The organism is Magnetococcales bacterium, from assembly GCA_015232395.1.
In the GTDB taxonomy this organism is placed as follows: Bacteria; Pseudomonadota; Magnetococcia; order Magnetococcales; family JADFZT01; genus JADFZT01.
The window spans coordinates 1-16,706 of sequence record JADFZT010000028.1 but is presented as its reverse complement, the minus strand read 5'-3'; the positions used below and the strand labels follow the sequence as shown (position 1 = coordinate 16,706).

At 53.6% G+C, this 16,706-nt stretch carries 10 protein-coding genes; 7 read left to right on the top strand and 3 right to left on the bottom strand.

What is annotated here, in order from left to right; genetic code table 11:
• Positions 1-232 precede the first annotated feature (232 nt).
• Positions 233-1,948: a DUF262 domain-containing protein gene (locus HQL52_09745; protein MBF0369726.1), complete on the top strand. Its 1,716-nt coding sequence runs from the start codon at positions 233-235 to the stop codon at positions 1,946-1,948.
• 33 nt (positions 1,949-1,981) lie between these two features.
• Here HQL52_09745 and HQL52_09740 read toward each other — a convergent pair whose 3' ends face one another.
• From HQL52_09740 to queG, 3 genes are all read right to left on the bottom strand, one after another.
• Entirely contained in the window at positions 1,982-5,284 is a 3,303-nt protein-coding gene (locus HQL52_09740; GenBank protein MBF0369725.1) for a response regulator, read from the bottom strand.
• A gap of 52 nt (positions 5,285-5,336) precedes the next feature.
• Positions 5,337-6,200 (bottom strand): phosphate/phosphite/phosphonate ABC transporter substrate-binding protein, encoded by an 864-nt coding sequence (locus HQL52_09735; GenBank protein ID MBF0369724.1) that lies wholly within the window; start codon positions 6,198-6,200, stop codon positions 5,337-5,339.
• 240 nt (positions 6,201-6,440) lie between these two features.
• Positions 6,441-7,601, bottom strand: a complete 1,161-nt coding sequence (gene queG / locus HQL52_09730) for a tRNA epoxyqueuosine(34) reductase QueG (protein MBF0369723.1) — start codon at positions 7,599-7,601, stop codon at positions 6,441-6,443.
• Between the two features lie 38 nt (positions 7,602-7,639).
• Here queG and nadA point away from each other — a divergent pair, with 38 nt between their 5' ends.
• The 6 genes from nadA to HQL52_09700 form a co-directional block, all read left to right on the top strand.
• Positions 7,640-8,737, top strand: coding sequence for a quinolinate synthase NadA (nadA, locus tag HQL52_09725; protein ID MBF0369722.1), 1,098 nt, complete (start codon positions 7,640-7,642; stop codon positions 8,735-8,737).
• Positions 8,738-8,764: 27 nt separating this feature from the next.
• Positions 8,765-9,217 (top strand): GTP pyrophosphokinase, encoded by a 453-nt coding sequence (locus HQL52_09720; GenBank protein ID MBF0369721.1) that lies wholly within the window; start codon positions 8,765-8,767, stop codon positions 9,215-9,217.
• A complete protein-coding gene (locus HQL52_09715) occupies positions 9,214-10,734 on the top strand; it encodes an HD domain-containing protein (protein MBF0369720.1) in 1,521 nt (506 codons plus the stop codon). The genes HQL52_09720 and HQL52_09715 overlap by 4 nt, the downstream gene beginning before the upstream one ends.
• Complete coding sequence (locus HQL52_09710; GenBank protein MBF0369719.1) at positions 10,731-11,474, top strand: cyclic nucleotide-binding domain-containing protein; 744 nt, start codon at positions 10,731-10,733, stop codon at positions 11,472-11,474. Before HQL52_09715 ends, HQL52_09710 begins: the two co-directional genes overlap by 4 nt.
• A 48-nt stretch (positions 11,475-11,522) precedes the next feature.
• Positions 11,523-12,665, top strand: coding sequence for a ChaN family lipoprotein (locus HQL52_09705; protein ID MBF0369718.1), 1,143 nt, complete (start codon positions 11,523-11,525; stop codon positions 12,663-12,665).
• A gap of 246 nt (positions 12,666-12,911) precedes the next feature.
• A partial coding sequence (locus tag HQL52_09700; GenBank protein MBF0369717.1) for an NACHT domain-containing protein occupies positions 12,912-16,706 on the top strand: 3,795 nt, incomplete at its 3' end.

Genomic DNA, 16,706 nt, shown 5'->3' with positions numbered 1-16,706 from the left:
CGACATTTTTTCGACTCTTTCGAAGTTGAAATCGATCCTGGATGGTATTGTCAATCCATTCAAAATCCATTTCCTCCCCTCTCTCCCTCTCTCTCGCCACCCCTTATTCATAAGTCCCCCTCCTTCACCACTCCTTCCCATCTCTAACCGAAACCGGAACTCAGTTCCGCTATTTCCTGTAATTGAGTATTCTGTGACAGGATCGTTTTCCAAAGACCAAAAGGCCCCAGCCATGTCCGCTTCCAATTTCAACACCAAAAACGACACCTTCCGCAAGCTCATGGGCAGCGGTTTGAGCTACCGAATCCCCCGTTTTCAGCGGGACTATAGCTGGGAGGAAGATCATTGGGATGATTTGTGGATGGATATCAAGGAAACCGTCAGAGAGGGAGGGGAGCCCGCACATTACATGGGCTATCTTGTGCTTCAATCCAAGGATGAGAAAATCTTCGATGTCATTGATGGTCAACAGCGCCTGACCACCCTGAGCCTCATCGTCCTCGCCGCCTTGAAAAACCTGCAAAGACTGATCGATGACGCCATCCACCCGGAAAACAACCAGCAGCGACTGGAGCAAATCCGGCAGACCTATATCGGTTTTCTCGATCCCGTCACCCTGCTTTCCCAAGCCAAGCTGATCCTCAACCGCAACAACGACCACTACTACCAAAACTATCTCGTTCCCCTGGGCAATCTACCCACGCGTGGCTTTCGGGCTTCGGAGCATGGCCTGCGCAAGGCCTTCGAATGGTTTGACAGGCGGGTTCGGGAATTTGTCAAAGGTGAAACGGATCAGGGAAGTTCCCTGGCACGATTGATTGAAACCATGAGTGACCGGCTCTTTTTTACCGTTATCACGGTCACCGATGAACTCAATGCCTACAAGGTATTTGAAACCCTCAATGCCCGGGGAGTGCGGCTTTCAGCCACCGATCTGCTGAAAAATTATCTCTTTGCCGTTCTTCACGGGGAGGGTGTGCACGAACAGGAACTCAAAGTCCTGGAGGATCGCTGGGAAGGAATGGTTGGTCGCTTGGGCAATGAAAGCTTCCCCATTTTTTTACGGACCCATTGGAACAGCCGACATATGCTCGTTCGTCAAACCGAATTATTTAAAACCATCCGAGGAAAAATCCGCCAGCGAGGAGAGGCTTTCAGGCTTCTCAATGAAATGGATGAGGATGTGGAAACCTATCTTGGGTTGACCCAGCCGGAGACAGGCTCCTGGTCTCCGGAATCCAAACGGTATGCTGCCACGCTAAAAATGTTCAATGTTCGCCAGCCCTTTCCCCTTCTTCTCGCAGCTTCCCGGATATTTGACAGTATGAGTACGGATTTCGAAAAATTATTGCATGCCTGCGTTATCATTTCCTTCCGCTACAACGTTATCGGCAACTTTCGCGCCAGCGACCAGGAGCGGACCTACAACACCCTGGCACAACGCATCGGCAGAAATGAACTTTCATCCATCCAGGAAGTCATCACCGGGCTGAAGGAACTTTATCCCAAGGACAGCGCCTTCAAAGCCGCCTTTACCGAAAAATCGATCCGCACCAGCCAATCCCGAAACAAACGGGTAGTGCGTTATATTTTAAGTCAACTGGAAAGCCATCTGACCCATACCAACCATGATTTTGACAGCAAGCGCTTCAATATTGAGCATATCCTGCCTCAAAATCCTCCATCGGATTGGGAAGCGTTTTCCAACACAGAGCAGGAGGCCATGACCTTCCGCCTGGGCAACATGGTCTTACTGGAAACAACAAAAAATCGGAACCTGGGTACAAAACCGTGGCCAGCCAAGCAGGAAGTGTTTCAGGAAAGCCAGTTCGCCCTGGCCAAACGAGTCGCTACCGAAAACGATAACTGGACGCCGGAACGGATAGCCAAACACCAAGCCTGGATGGCTATTCAGGCCACAGCCATCTGGCAAATCCCGCAACTTTAATCGGACTGGCAAGAGGTCAATTTGCCCATGGCTTTACCCCCCCTCCTCTTCCACTGACGACCCCCCCAGCATCTCCCCAATCTTATCAAGGGAGAGCTGGGCATCGGCAAAATCAAACCGATCCAGATGGCCCTCGATCAGGTCAAGTTCAGCAGCTATTTCACCCGGAGCCCCAGCCAGGAGCCCCTTCAGGCTGTCGAAGGATTCCTGGGATTCCGGGTCGAATTCAGTGATACATCGGAATAAATTTTTCATCTCCAGGGCGATCGCTTCCCGATCCAACTCCCCTGCTACTTCCGCAACCACCGACTCTTCCGACGTGTTGCTCTCCTCTTCTCTCTTTTGCAACTGCTCAATAGAGGTAATCACCACCCCCAAAGCCTCCTCATATCGATCCAGCAACTCCGGCCACGTCTCCCGATGCTGTTTTCGGATTCCCTCCTCCAGATCCCTGGCAGCACGAAACAGTTGCTCGGCGGAAAGATTTCCCGCCATTCCCTTCACCGAATGGGAGAGACGTTCAGCCAGCTCCATATCCCCTTTACGCCGCCCGCCCAGCGCCTTACGAATCATCGTGGCTGAATCGGCAAAGTCGTGATGAAACTCCTTTAAAATGGATCGAAACAGGCCTTGATTTTGGTTGAGCCGGGTCAGCGCTGCCTTGGTATCAATCCCAGCCAATGTCTCCGGCACAGAGAGGGTCTCGTCTTCAGGAAGGGGGGGTGGCTTCAAAACAGCAACAGGAAGTGGCCGATCTTTTGGTTCGATGTGGTGAATCAACGCAGCAAAAAGCTGCTTTTTATCGATAGGCTTGGTCAGATGATCGTCCATCCCCACGGCCAGGCACTTTTCCCGTACCCCCACCATGGCATGGGCGGTCATGGCGAGGATGGGCAGATTCATGAAACGGGAATCCTCTCGAATCCGGGCTGTGGCGGCATAGCCATCCATTTCAGGCATCTGAATATCCATCAGAACGACGTCATAGTCTGATTTCGAAACCATTTCCACCGCTTCCAAACCATTGACTGCCATCTCCACCACCAAACCCACCCCTTCCAACACCTCCCCTGCCACCTGTCGATTGATGGCATTATCCTCCACCAACAACACCCGGCTGCCACCCACTTTGGCTATCACCTCGTCAGGATCAGTCTCGTGCAGGCTTGGCCGGGAGACCTTTTCCACCTCCTGACCAAAAAGATCCATGATGGTGTCAAACAGGCTGGAACAATTCAGGGGCTTGGCGAGAAGGGCTCCCACATTGGCCTGTCCAGCACCCAGGTGGATATCCTCTACCTCACCATTGCCCACCATCAAGATGATTTTGGGGGGGGATCCCTGATCAGAGGAGGAGATCTCATGGATAAACTGTTGGGATTGTTGCGCTAGTCCAGAGACCTGGGAGGCGACATCCATCATAACCAGCTCATAGGGGCTATCAGAGGTGAGCCCTATCTTCCAAGCTGCCAACCCTTCGGTCTCGGAAGCCACTGCGGTTGTCACAAAGCCAAAAAAGCCCAGCAGCTCGGAAATAAAATCTCTGGCTGCGGCATTATCCTCTACCACCAACACCTTCAGCCCCCCCAAACCCTCCGGGGGAGTCATCTCACTTCCCTCACCCTCGCTGCCACGAGGCAGGGTCACGGTAAAGAAAAAAGTACTCCCCTTACCCGGCTCACTCTCCACCCAAACATGGCCGTTCATCAGTTGCACCAGCTGCTTGCTGATAGCGAGCCCCAAACCCGTCCCGCCAAATTTCCGGGTGGTAGAGTTGTCAGCCTGGGTGAAAGCCTCGAAGAGCCCCTCGGTTTCGGCCTCGGTCATACCAATACCGCTATCCCGAATGGAAAACAGCAAAACCACCTCACCGTCAGCTGTTTCGTCCATCCCCCTCACCCACACCACCACCTCACCCGACTCGGTAAATTTGAGGGCGTTGGAGATCATGTTCATCAAAACCTGCTCCAAACGCAGGGGATCCCCCCTCAGCTGATGACGACACTCTGTGGTGATGCCCATCACCAGCTCCACCTGTTTATCCCAAGTGGCTGTACGAAACAGGTTGGAGAGATGATCGAAAAGATCCCGCAGCAGAAAATCGGTATGCTCCAGCTCCAACTTGCCGGCTTCGATTTTGGAAAAGTCGAGAATATCGCTGATCAGACGCAACAGAGAGTGGGAAGAACGGGTAATTTTTTCCAGATAGTCCCGAACCTTGGCTGAAAGCTCCACCTGCAGGGCCAACCCCGTCAGACCGATGATGGCGTTCAGGGGGGTGCGAATTTCATGGCTCATGTTGGCCAAAAACTGGGATTTGAAGACGTTGGCTCGCTTGGCATTTTCCTCCTGAACCCGCAGGGCAATCCCAACCCGCTTGCGCTCGGCGATCTCCTCCTGTAGCTCGCCGACCACCTCCCGAAGTTCAACTGTACGCTCCTCGACCCGATCCTCCAGTTCCTGCTTGGCTCTCTCTGCCGCCTCTCGCGCTTCCTGAAGACTTTGAACCGTCTGTTGCACCACCCGGTGGGAGATAACAACCACCAAAAAGCTCAACACGATCAGAGGAAAGGTGATAATCGTGAGATCCCTCTGAAAACGGGCCTCAATCACCGAAGGATCTTCCCATAGGGTGATCCCCAGATTGTCTCTTCTGTTTCCCGGGATCTGATAGATCATGTGGGTTTTTTTAAGATGAGCAGCCTCAAGGACTTTCAGGTCGTAATGTTCATTTTGCAGAGTGGTTTCTCCCAGAGAGAGAGAAATCATGAGGTGATCATTATGAGCTATAAAACGATCCAACCAAACCTGACTGATCTGATGCCCTACCGCCAAAACGCCAATGGGACCGGACATACCATCCATCCGGGAAAGAGAGAGGGCGATCATTTTATTTTCAAAGAGAACCAGAGAATCAAGCACGCCCATATGATCATTGGCACTGAGTACACGGTTCATCAGTTGGTCGGTTTCACCAAAAAAACCGGGTTTATCCGCCCTCACCAGCAGTTTGGCTTCTGGGTCGTAAAACGCCACCAGATCAAAATCCAACCCTTCATAGTAGGGGGTGATGACGTCAAGCAGCCCTTCCATATCCCGCAGAATCAGATTGTCGACAAACTGCCAGTTGTTGTGGAGCAGATTGGTCAAATCGTCATTGCGATCAAAAAGCTGATCAATGCGACTGAAAAGGCCTTGCCGGAGCGTCTCAGTTCTCTGAGTGGAGGCCTTTTGGAAGGCGTCATACTGGCGAACGGTGATGTAACCGATGCCTGCTGCAAACAGGAGGGTGGTCAGGAGGGTTGGAATAAGTAGTTTAATCCGCAGAGTGAACAAAAAAATCTCCCAGCGCCATTATGATATGGCGGTTGGTTGGAACCATCGAAAATTATTTTTCGCCTTCCTCCTGATCCACCAGGGTGCGGACGATGTCGTAAAAACTGTCTGGTCGCACCGCATAGCCTTGTGCTGGCAATCCTTTCAGGAGTGCCGGATCGATATTGACCAGCAGGCCTTGAATTTTATCCTGTATCGATTTTGGCAACGATGGGTGGGCCACGATACAGAGATTGGGAATGGGAGGGGTTTCCAAAATGGGCTTAAAAATCTGGCCATGCTTTTTCTCTGCCTGAGACCAGTTAAAATCCCAGGTAGCCCCAGCGTCAATGGAGCCTGCTGCGATGGCATCGGTGACCCGGGGATGGCCACCCAGAAAAAAAATATCCGAAAAAAACTGTGCCGGAATGATCCCCCGATCTCGCAACAGGGCGTTGGGATATTTATAGCCACTGGAGGATTCCAGCTTGACGAAACCAAAACGCTTGCCTGCCAGATCCTCAACCTGCTGGATATCCTCCCGATCCTGGTGTGTTAAAATATAACCCCGGTAGGCATCGATCAGGCGGGTCTTGTCTTTGTTCCATTTTAGCTCGGTAGTGAGAACCGAAACCTCCGGATTCATCCGCTTGGCCAGCACATACGGCACTGGGGACATCCCCGCAAGCTGCACTTGGCCATTGGCGACCATTTCGATTATATGGGCATAGCTGCGCCCCTGGATAAAATTAAACCGGCTGCCGGTCTGCTCACCCAGCCAAGTGAGCATGGGCTTGTAGAGAATGCGAATGTCATCAACCGCTCGCCCTTTTTGCCAGGGGGGAATGGCAAAATTGTAGACAGGCGTCTCAGCCATGGCCTGACCAGATAATAACAGCAGGAAACTCAACACCCCAATAATGGATCGAATGAACATGATTCCTCCCCGATGATCCAACCCCCCGGATCTGCACCGAATGATCTTCAGAAAGCCCCCTCGGAGATCAACTGACCAGATATATTTTCCAACCATCGAAAAAACAGACACAATTTTATACTTTTTCCACTCTCCGAGCGAGACCTTTCATGAAGGTATGAGCGAAACCCTGCATATAAAGAACAGTCCCCTTAATCCTTGCCACTCCAATCCAACCGATCATGACGAAAAATACATGAATCAATTATTTGGCTGGCCATTTTTAAACAGATAAAACGCTTTTCCCATCGATTCAACACAACCCTTTTTCCCCGCATCTCTCACATCATCATTCTTTTCCCGGGTGTTTTTATCCGGCATCAAAGCCGCATCAAGCCCCCAAAGCGCGTGACTTTGCACCAACGGGGATGGATCATCTCTCAAACGTTCCAGAGCGGATAAAGCCTCAGGAGCCCCCCAATTGCCCAAAGCCACCGCCAGATTGCGCAAAAACCGCTCCCGCCCGATGCGCTTGATGGGGGATTTACGAAAAACCGCCCGAAAGGTGTCCTCATCCAAATCAGCAAATTCCAGTAGACTTGGTGCAGTCAAAGACTCCCTGGGCAGAAAGGCCTCATCCCCCGTAGCTGGAGCAAAACGATTCCAGGGGCAAGCTTCGATACAGTCATCACAACCAAACACCCGGTTGCCCATGGCCCGGCGCAGATGAAGAGGGATCGGGCCTTTATATTCCACGGTGAGATAGGCGATACAGTTGCGGGCTTCGAGCCGGTAGGGGATATCCAGTGCGCCGGTGGGGCAGGCCAATTGGCAACGATTGCAGCTGCCACATCGGTCGGGCTCAGGGGGATCAGGAGGCAACGGGAAGGGCAAAAAAAGCTCGGAGAGTAGCAACCAGGCGCCATATTGCCGGGAGATGAGCAGAGCATTTTTACCCTGCCAGCCGATGCCACACGTCGCGGCCAGTGGCTTTTCCATCACCGGTGCGGTATCCACAAATCCCCGGGTATTGACCTCTTCTCCCAGATGATCCCTCAGCCAGCGGGAGAGCCGTTTCAGGCGTTTTTTCAGATGATCGTGATAGTCGTTGTTGCGAGCGTAGGCGGAAATGCCCATCCTTGGGGGAGTATGGCAAAAGGATTCAGCCGGGCGATAGTTGGAGCCCAACACCAACACCACCCCAACCCCTTCCATCAGCTGACCGGGATCCTGACGCCGAGCGGTATTTTGAGTCAGCCAAGCCATCTCACCGTGACAGCCTTTTTCCAGCCATGGCAACAGGTTATCGGCAGTTGGAGGGGGGGTTGCCGGGGCAAATCGGGCCACATCAAAACCAATAGCCAAGGCCTGGGCACGCAAGGCCTCTTTCAGTTCCTGCCAGTGATTGTTAAAGTACGGCACTTTTTCAGGCCACTCCCAGACACTTGAGGGAAAATGTCATGTCCGACCAACCACCGGTCCCGCTGGAGCCACTCTATGATCTCAGCGATGAAGCATTGGATCTGCGCATCTCTGCCGTCAAGGAACGATTAGGAACGCGCGCCGTCATCCTGGGGCACCACTATCAGCGGGAAGAGGTCTATAAATTCGCTGATCTCACCGGTGACTCCCTGAAGCTCGCCCGCCTGGCTTCCCAACGCCCGGAGGCAGAATATATTGTCTTCTGCGGGGTACACTTCATGGCTGAGGTGGCAGACATTCTTTCCAGCCCCGACCAGACGGCCATTCTACCCGATTTGGCAGCCGGTTGCTCCATGGCTGATATGGCAGACCTTCCGGCGGTCTCTGTGGCCTGGGAGGAGTTAAGCCAGGTTCTCGATGTCGAAAATACCTGTACCCCCATCACCTACGTCAACTCCACCGCTGATCTGAAATCCTTTTGCGGGGAACACGGCGGCACGGTTTGCACCTCCTCCAATGCCGTGAAAATTTTGGAGTGGGCCTTCAGCCAGCGACAAAAGGTGCTCTTTTTCCCTGATCAACATTTGGGCCGCAACAGCGCCCACAAGCTCGGCATACCCCTGGAGGAGATGGCCCTCTGGCAAGCTGGAAAACCCATGGGTGGACTCACCGAGGCCCAGATCAAAAAGGCCAGGGTGCTTCTTTGGGACGGTTTTTGTTCGGTGCATCAGATGTTCCAGCCGGCTCATATCGATCTCTTTCGGGAGCGCATTCCCGGCATCCAGATTGTCGTTCATCCTGAATGCTCCTTTGAGGTGTGTCAAAAGGCGGATACCTTGGGCTCCACCGAACAGATTCAAAAGGCGGTTCGGGAAGCTCCATCAGGCAGCAACTTTGCCATCGGCACCGAGTTGAACCTGGTCAATCGGCTCAAAAATGAGATGCCGGACAAGGGAATTCACTTTCTTTGTCCCACCATCTGCATGTGCTCCACCATGTTCCGCATTGATCCACAGCATCTGTGTTGGGCGCTGGAAAATCTTGAACAAGGCCATGTGGTCAACCGCATCACCGTACCCGCTGGCGAGGCCCAGCAAGCCAAGGTGGCTTTGGAACGGATGCTTGCCGTCGTCTGACGATTGATCATCATAGGGGGGAAGCCTGTGTCCACTCTGGAGCGGGCCATAGCTATTGCCACCAGTGCACACGCCGGCCAATTGGATAAAGCAGGAGAGCCCTACATTCTCCACCCCCTACGCCTGATGATGAAAATATCAGGAGAGAAGGGACGTATCACAGCGGTACTCCACGATGTGGTGGAGGATAGCCCCATCACCCTTCAGGATCTCCGGGCTGAAGGATTTTGCGAAACAGTTCTTACCGCCCTCACAGCCCTCACCCACCTCCCGGATGAATCCTACGAAGCCTATCTTGAGCGGGTGCTCGTCCACCCCCTGGCCCGAAATATCAAACGCCTGGACCTTGAAGACAACATGAACATCCAGCGCCTGGGGGCTCTGTTGAGCGACCGGGATTTGGCGCGGTTGAAAAAATATCGTGCTGCCTGGGAAAAAGTCCGACACCCACCCCCGACCGAGACCGGGCCCCCACCATGACCCACAAGGTGTTTCGGGATGCCGTCCACGACATGATCACCCTCCACCGTGAGGAGGGAGGGCCTGCCACGGATTGGCTCGATTGGGGGGATGGGATGCTCCTTGATCTCATCGACACTCCGGAGATGCAACGCCTGCGGCGTATTCGCCAACTGGGTCCGGCAAGCCGGGTCTATCCTTCGGCTGAGCACAACCGCTTTTCCCACGCTTTGGGTACCCTGCATCTGGCCAAGCGAATGCTGGGAGCGCTCTTTCCCCGGGGCCGAACCGAACCCAATCGCGTGGAAGTGTTGCAGGTCAAAGTAGCCGCCCTCCTCCATGATCTGGGCCACGGCCCCTACTCCCACGTCTTCGAACAGATCGACCCCCAAGCCCCCTGCCATGAAGTGTGGGGGCTGGAAATTCTATCCGGCAAGAGCCAAGTCAATAAAATTATCGAAAGCCACTGCAAACGCCTGACTATCGATAATGATTTTTTTCTCTCTGGAATCGGTGCCATTTTAGGGTTCAAGCAAAAGAGCCATCCTCCGAACAAGCATCCCCATTGGGGACGGCAAATGATCTCCAGCCAGCTGGATGCCGATCGCATGGACTATCTTTTGCGGGATGCCCATTTTACCGGGGTCTCCTATGGCCGCTACGATTTGGAATGGGTGCTGCACAGTCTGACCGTGCAACATATGGCCGATGGTTGGCGGCTGTGTCTCGATATTTCCCGGGGACCGGCGGCTTTGGAGAGCTACATCACCGCTCGGGATCACATGTATCGGCAGGTGTATGACCACAAGACGGTACGGGCTTTTGAGGTGTTGTTGATCCATCTATTCCGGACCATCCTCTGGATCTGGAAGCTGGAAGGAGCTCCACCACCGGGAATACCACCAGAATTGCGGGCCTATCTGGAGGGGGCGGTGAAGGGGCATCACAAACCACGGATGGTCGATTTTTTGGCGTTGGACGATGCGGTATTGGATTATGCCGTGGGGCACTGGGCAGATCGTACGCCCGAAACCGACGCCCAGGAGGAGTTGCGCTGGAAGTGCCACCTCTTTCGCAACCGGCGGCCTGTTTATCGTCGGCTATTCTGGAACCATGCCGGAGCTGATGTGGGCGGGTCGGATCTGTTGCCGGATCGGGCCTCAGCAGATGCTCTGGAGCTGTTTTTTCATCAGGAGCAGGATCGGATGGTAGCGGTAGCGGATGACTCCGGTGAGCTTCATATGCGCCCCCTGAAACTATTGGTCCAGATGGATCAACTTGAAAGAGCCCCTTACGCCCATCTACAATATGCCGTATCCTTGTCTGATCCGATTCATGTGGTAGATAGTGGCGGGGTGCGGGCAGCGGAAGAAGCCTCGGCCCACGTCAATTTTTTAGGACACAGCCGCAGGCGTCTGGCACGGGTGTTTGTAGATCCCCGGGCCAGAGGTGCGGTAGAATCTTTGCTGAAAAAGCGTTTCAGCCACCCAGGATTGACTTTGGCCAACCCACCCCATTTTGTTGATGAGGCACTATGAGGACCATCTCCGGTCTGGATCTGGATGAGCTTCTGGGTATTTTGGACTCCCAGCGCCTGTTCAGGATCTTTACGGCAGACGAAAAGGAGATCCTGGTACAGCAGGAGGCTTTCATCACCCTGCGCCGTTACGATAAGGGTGAATTTTTGATTCGGGAGGGTACGGAGGAGGCGCGGGGGTTTTATCTGCTCCTGGCGGGGTTTGCCAGTGTGGTCAAGACCGGCACCTCCATTCCCCTGGCGACACTGGGGCCGGGAGATTTTTTTGGTGAAATTTCATTTTTAACCGGCCGCCCTCGCGCTACCAATGTCATTGTCCACGCCCCCCGCTCTGACCCTGACATGCCCCCACCAGAGCTAAGTCCCGAAGTGATCCACCATCTTGCGGATGGGGTGGCTCTGGCCATCCGCTTTGGACACGACGTATTGGAGCCCATGGGCACGGTGATGCGGGGCAAGTTGAAGGATCAGGTCATTCGCCGCCTGCTCTGGATCCTGGATGAGATGCACCGCAAAATTTCCGACTTGAGCCATGAAGAGCCCGAGTTTGAAATAGAAGAGGATCTCAACGCCATCCTGGAAGAGGATACCGGCGCTTCCATCTCTGACTTCATGACCGATTTTTCCACTATGGAAAACCTCACCCAGGAAACCCTGGAGCGGGTGCGGGACCGACTCATCACCCGGCTGGCAGAACATCTCGAAGTGATGAATGATCGGATTGTCGCCCTATCAACATAATTGTTTTATTCTGATTTTTTTATGTTATCGTAACCTAGAAAGGGAACCATGGTCCAAGTCGCCCTCCTTGCCCTCTTTTCCCTGGTATCCATACTCATGGCAGGCCCTATCGACATCGACCATCGTGAAATCGTCCGCGCTGTAGATCGCACCACCATCGACGAATCCACCCTCATCCAGGAGGCGCAGGATAAACAGGTGGTGCTGGTTGGAGAGTCCCATACCAACCCTCATCATCACGCTATTCAACTCTCGATAATCAAAAAATCATATGAATCCAACCCCAATCTCGCCGTGGGTATGGAGATGTTTCCCAAAGATCTGCAACCCGAATTGGATCGGTGGGTAGCGGGGGAGTTGGAAGAAGAGGCCTTTCTGGATGCGGTCTCCTGGTATTTTACCTGGGGGTATGATGCCGACCTTTATCTACCGATTTTAAGATTTGTGAAGGAAAAGGGGATCCCCCTCTTTGCCATGAATGTGCGGCGAGAGGTGGTGCGCGCTGTGCGCATGCAGGGTATGGCCCAGCTGGCTCGGGAGATTCGAAACCAACTCCCGGAGATTGCCCCGGCCTCTGGAGCCTATCGGGGCTATTTATCGGAAATTTTTGAGAGCCATCCGATGATGGCCGGGAAGATGCGGTTTGATTATTTTGTCGAGGCGCAGCAGGTGTGGGATGGGGTGATGGCAGATGCCATCGTCAATTGGCTGGCTGATCATCCGGAGGCTCAGGTGGTGGGGCTGGCTGGTAGCGGTCATCTGTTGCAGGGATTTGGCATACCCTATCAGCTGGAACACCGTGGAGTGGATCAGGTGGTTACGGTCATCCCTTGGAGTGTGGGGGGAGATTGGGCTCCTGGAGATGCTGGCACTTATGTGTGGGGCACCCAGGAATCCCCGGATACACTGCCCCCGGTTCGGTTGGGGATTCATCTGGTGGAAGAGGATGGCTCGGTCAAGATTGAAAAGATCAGCGAGAAGAGTATCGCTGCCACCTCTGATCTCCAAGCTGGTGACCGAATCCAACGCCTCAACGATATCCCAATTCAAACCTCCCATGCCCTGGTTCGGCTTCTGCGGGGTGTTGCCTGGGGGGATCGACTCATCCTGGATATCCTCAGAAAGGATCAACCGATCCAAATCCATATTGAGTTACCCTCCTCCCCACCGCCCCCCTCCCATATGGGCTGATTGTTTTTTCATCCCAAGCGCCAACTCCTCTGCCCCAATTTGGCCTGGATCGGATTGACCTGTCAGCAGCCTGCCTGATCCGGTCGGGATGGGTTGCGGTAGATGGATTGAACAGTCTTCCCCTCCTGTAAACCTCTCCCCCCCCTTTATTCATTTCCCCTGATAGATGATTGCAGATCCCATGGAGCATTCGCTATCATTCCAGTGGTTTTCGTATCCATCCATTCTTACCACCTGGAATCCACCATGGCTTCTCGTGATCCCATCCTGATATTGCATCTTTCCGACCTTCATTTTGGCAAGCACAGCCGCTTTGCCGGGATGGATAAAAAAGAGTTGGGGAGTCGGTTTGCCTCTTCGGTGAGGGAGGAGCGGGATCGGGTGGCGGGAGGTGTTCCCTTTGCTTTGGCGGCGGTGACGGGGGATGTGGCGGAGGCGGCTTTTCCCGATGAGTATGAGGAGGCACAGCTCTTTTTTGAGGTGATCTCCGATGAGCTTGAAATCCCCCGGGACCATTTTCTCTTCGCGCCGGGGAATCACGATGTTTCCTGGAGCCGGTGCCTGGCTGTAGCGGCTTTTCAGGATGAGGAAGGTTTCGATAATGATGAACTTCGCCAGCGGATGGATGGGGTTAAGTTTAAAACATTTCAGGATTTTTTACGCTCTTTCTATAGGCGTGATCCCGAGCTGTTTGGCACCCGTCTTGGCTCTGGTGTTTGGGTGTTTGACTTTCCCAAGCTTTCGTTAACTTCGGCTATTCTCAACTCCTGTGAGCTTGAATCCCATCGGATAGAGGATCATGTGGGATCAATTAGTAAAGAGCAGGCTCAAGGGGTGATGGATCATTGGCAGGGTGATACGGAACGGATGAAACTGGTGCTGCTCCATCACAATCCGGATGGGACGGTGCCTGGGAATATTGAAAAATGGATGGCGTATGCCGCTGACAAATCGTTGGATGCCAAACTCGTTCGGCGCTTTGCTGCGGATTTGAATGGGGTTGAGGGAAGGCCTTTTTTGGAGCGTCTGGTGAAAGAGCGGGAGGTGCAACTGCTGCTCCATGGGCACCACCACGCCAGTGGCCATAAGTTATGGAGCTCCGGTGAATCCGGCGTCGCTCCCCTACTCTCCGCCGGGAGCTGGGCTTGCACCCCCCACAAGCTCCCCAAGGATGAACCCAACGCTTGCCAGCTGGTTCTTCTCGATCCCGCTGAGAAACAGATCCGCAACTGGATCCTCAAATATGATCCCCAAGCTCCAGCTTCAGACCATGTGACCCCAGGCCGTTATATCCCCAATGGTGCCAAGCTGAATGGAGAGTCCTGGAAGCTGCATCTACCGGCCCATTTTCAAAGCTGGCAACCGACCCAAGGCAAGCCCTCTTCACCTCTCTCTCCGGCCAAAGACTATTCCGGCTTTCTTCAATCTTATCGGGATCGGATGTCGGCACTCTTTGGGCGTTGGGATTTGAAACATGCGGGGGTGGCTCAGAGTGGTGGAGCGGGAAGGCCTATTGATGCCGGGTTGGAAGCGATGTATCTGCCCCTTCGGCTTGGGGAAGGATTCGACCCGAACGAACTTGACCGAGGTGCCATCCTGAATCCCGATTCTCTGCTCGAACGGGAAAGGCCTCTGGTGATTCGTGGGGTGGCTGGTTCCGGGAAGACCACTTGGATGCGGTGGACTTTTCGGCAGCTTTTACAGGGGGAGGTGGCGCTACCGATCATGGTGGAGTTGCGCAATCTTGCCCGGCTTTGGAACAGGGAAGAGCATGGGGAAAAGCTCTCCCTGGAGGGTTATCTGGAAGAGTGGTTGTCTGAAAATCGGTTGGATGGGAAAAAACTCACACAATTTCTCACCCAAAAGAAAAGCCCCCGCCCCGTGCTCCTGGTGGATGGCTGGGATGAGTTGGGAGAGTTGGGGGAGGATCTGCGCGCCAAGTTGCTTGGATTTATGAAGGTCCATCCCCGGGTGCTGGTAGTGGTAAGCAGCCGCCCCTATGGTGATGGTCGCCCCTCCCACAGCGATGGCTTTGAGGTGCTGGATATCCAACCGCTGAACGATGCCGAAATCAACACCCTGGGCCAACGTTTTTTCCAGGTGTGTTATGGGGAGGAGGAAAACACCTCGGCTACCGCTTTCACTGAATTTCAGGAAGCCCTCTCCCGCTCTCCAGATGCCCAAGCCCTCTCCCGCACCGCCCTCCTCCTCACCATGATGCTCCTCATCTCCCGCTCCAGCCCCCTCCCGGATGAGCGGCATCGACTCTATGAACTCTGCATCGAAAACTTCCTCACCGCCCTCCCGGATCGCAAGGAAAAAAGCGGGGCACAGCTGGGGGCTGAACACTGGCGACCGGAAAAACAAGCTGAACGAATCCGGGTAACAGCAGAGTTGGCCTTCAGGGTTCAGGAAAAGGGATACGAGAAAAACAGTCGCTCAACCATCGTCCTCAAAACTCGTGAGATGGCCCGAATGCTCCCTGAAGGTTGGGGCACGAATCAACGATTTGGTTTCCTGGCTTGGCTTGCAGGACCGGCTGGAGTACTGGTAGATCGGACGGACGGCACTCTTGCCTTTGCCCACTTGAGCTTTCAGGAATTTCTCACCGCCTGGCACCTGAAGGAAGAAGTGGAAGGCGACTCTGTGCGGCTTAAGATGTGCCAGAAAAAATGCCAAGAAGGTGACTGGTGGGAGACACTGAGGCTTTGGGGTGCACTGGTGGGTGGGGGCAGCCCAGGGAAAATGGTTTCCGTGTTACAGGGGCTCTTGCAGGACAAAAAAAGCGGCCTCTGGTTTGCCGGGGCTCTGTTGGCGGATGGTATTGGAGAAGAATCGGTTTTCGATGCATGGCTGCAACAGAGCAGCGATCTACTCCTCTGGCAATGGTTTTCTGATGCCACAGATCGCTGTTTTCAAGCCTGGGGAGCCAGTCGCCAGGAGGAGCGCAGAAACAAACTGACCGACCATTTTCAAAAAAAAGCGGCCTCTGCCAAGTGGATCTCTTTCCTGCGTTTGGAGAAGGCCAGTGAGTTAGCCAACCTGCCACCACTGCAAAAACCTTCCTCTCAATCCAACTGCTTTGCCATCATCAATAATCTGGAAGGCTCCCCTAAAGATGATCACTCCCTGGCTGTCGGTCGAATATTGAGTGGTGGTGCGCCGGGTTGGCCGGGGAAAGAACAATGGCCATTGATGCTGTTGCAGTGTTGGCCTGCTCATCGTTTACAGGCTGGCCTCCGTCTGCAGTCACTAGCCAACCTTACTTCTGGTATGGAAATTTTAAAACAAACATCAAAAACGATTTTCAAAACAACACTTAACAGAGATCATGACTCGTTGGCATGCGATTCGGCGCGCAGTTTGGCACACAGTTTAGGGCGCTATTGGGCACGCGACTGGGCACGCGATTCTTCACGCTACTTGACACGCTACTGGACACACAACTTAACGTACAACTGGACAAGCTACTGGGCACAGCACATGGTGCAAGATATATCATACCTCTTGACGCATAATTCAGCACGCGACTGGGCGTATAGCTTGGCATATAATTTTGCACGCAACTTTGCCAACAGCTCAACATACAATATGGTTCACAGGTGCTTGGATTTGCACAACTCAAGACACAACTCGACACACCAACTGAAGCACGACTTGGGGCTTGCAGAACTCGCTTTCACTATGGAGTTGGGACTCAATTCAGATGCTCCTGTATATCGAAATTTTGTTCACGTAGAACTCTTTTCTATAGGTCGAATCAGTCCTCGTTTTCTCTTAGCTAATACCATAGGAAGCCTTTCTCCTGAACTTGACCTTTTTCGGTATGCAGCCAGGCTCTCCTTTAATCCTTCAGATTATGACACAGCATTCATAAACGCTCTCAAAGCTTACAAAGGGGATCCCCTCTGGCCTGCGCTGGCGAAGCACATAGCCCGGCGCTCCAGTGAGGGGGATCGGGCGCTGTTGATTGATTTGGCGAAGCATCCGGAAAAGCGGGAGCCGCCTTTATCCTGGGGATTGCAATTTATCGTGCGGGGG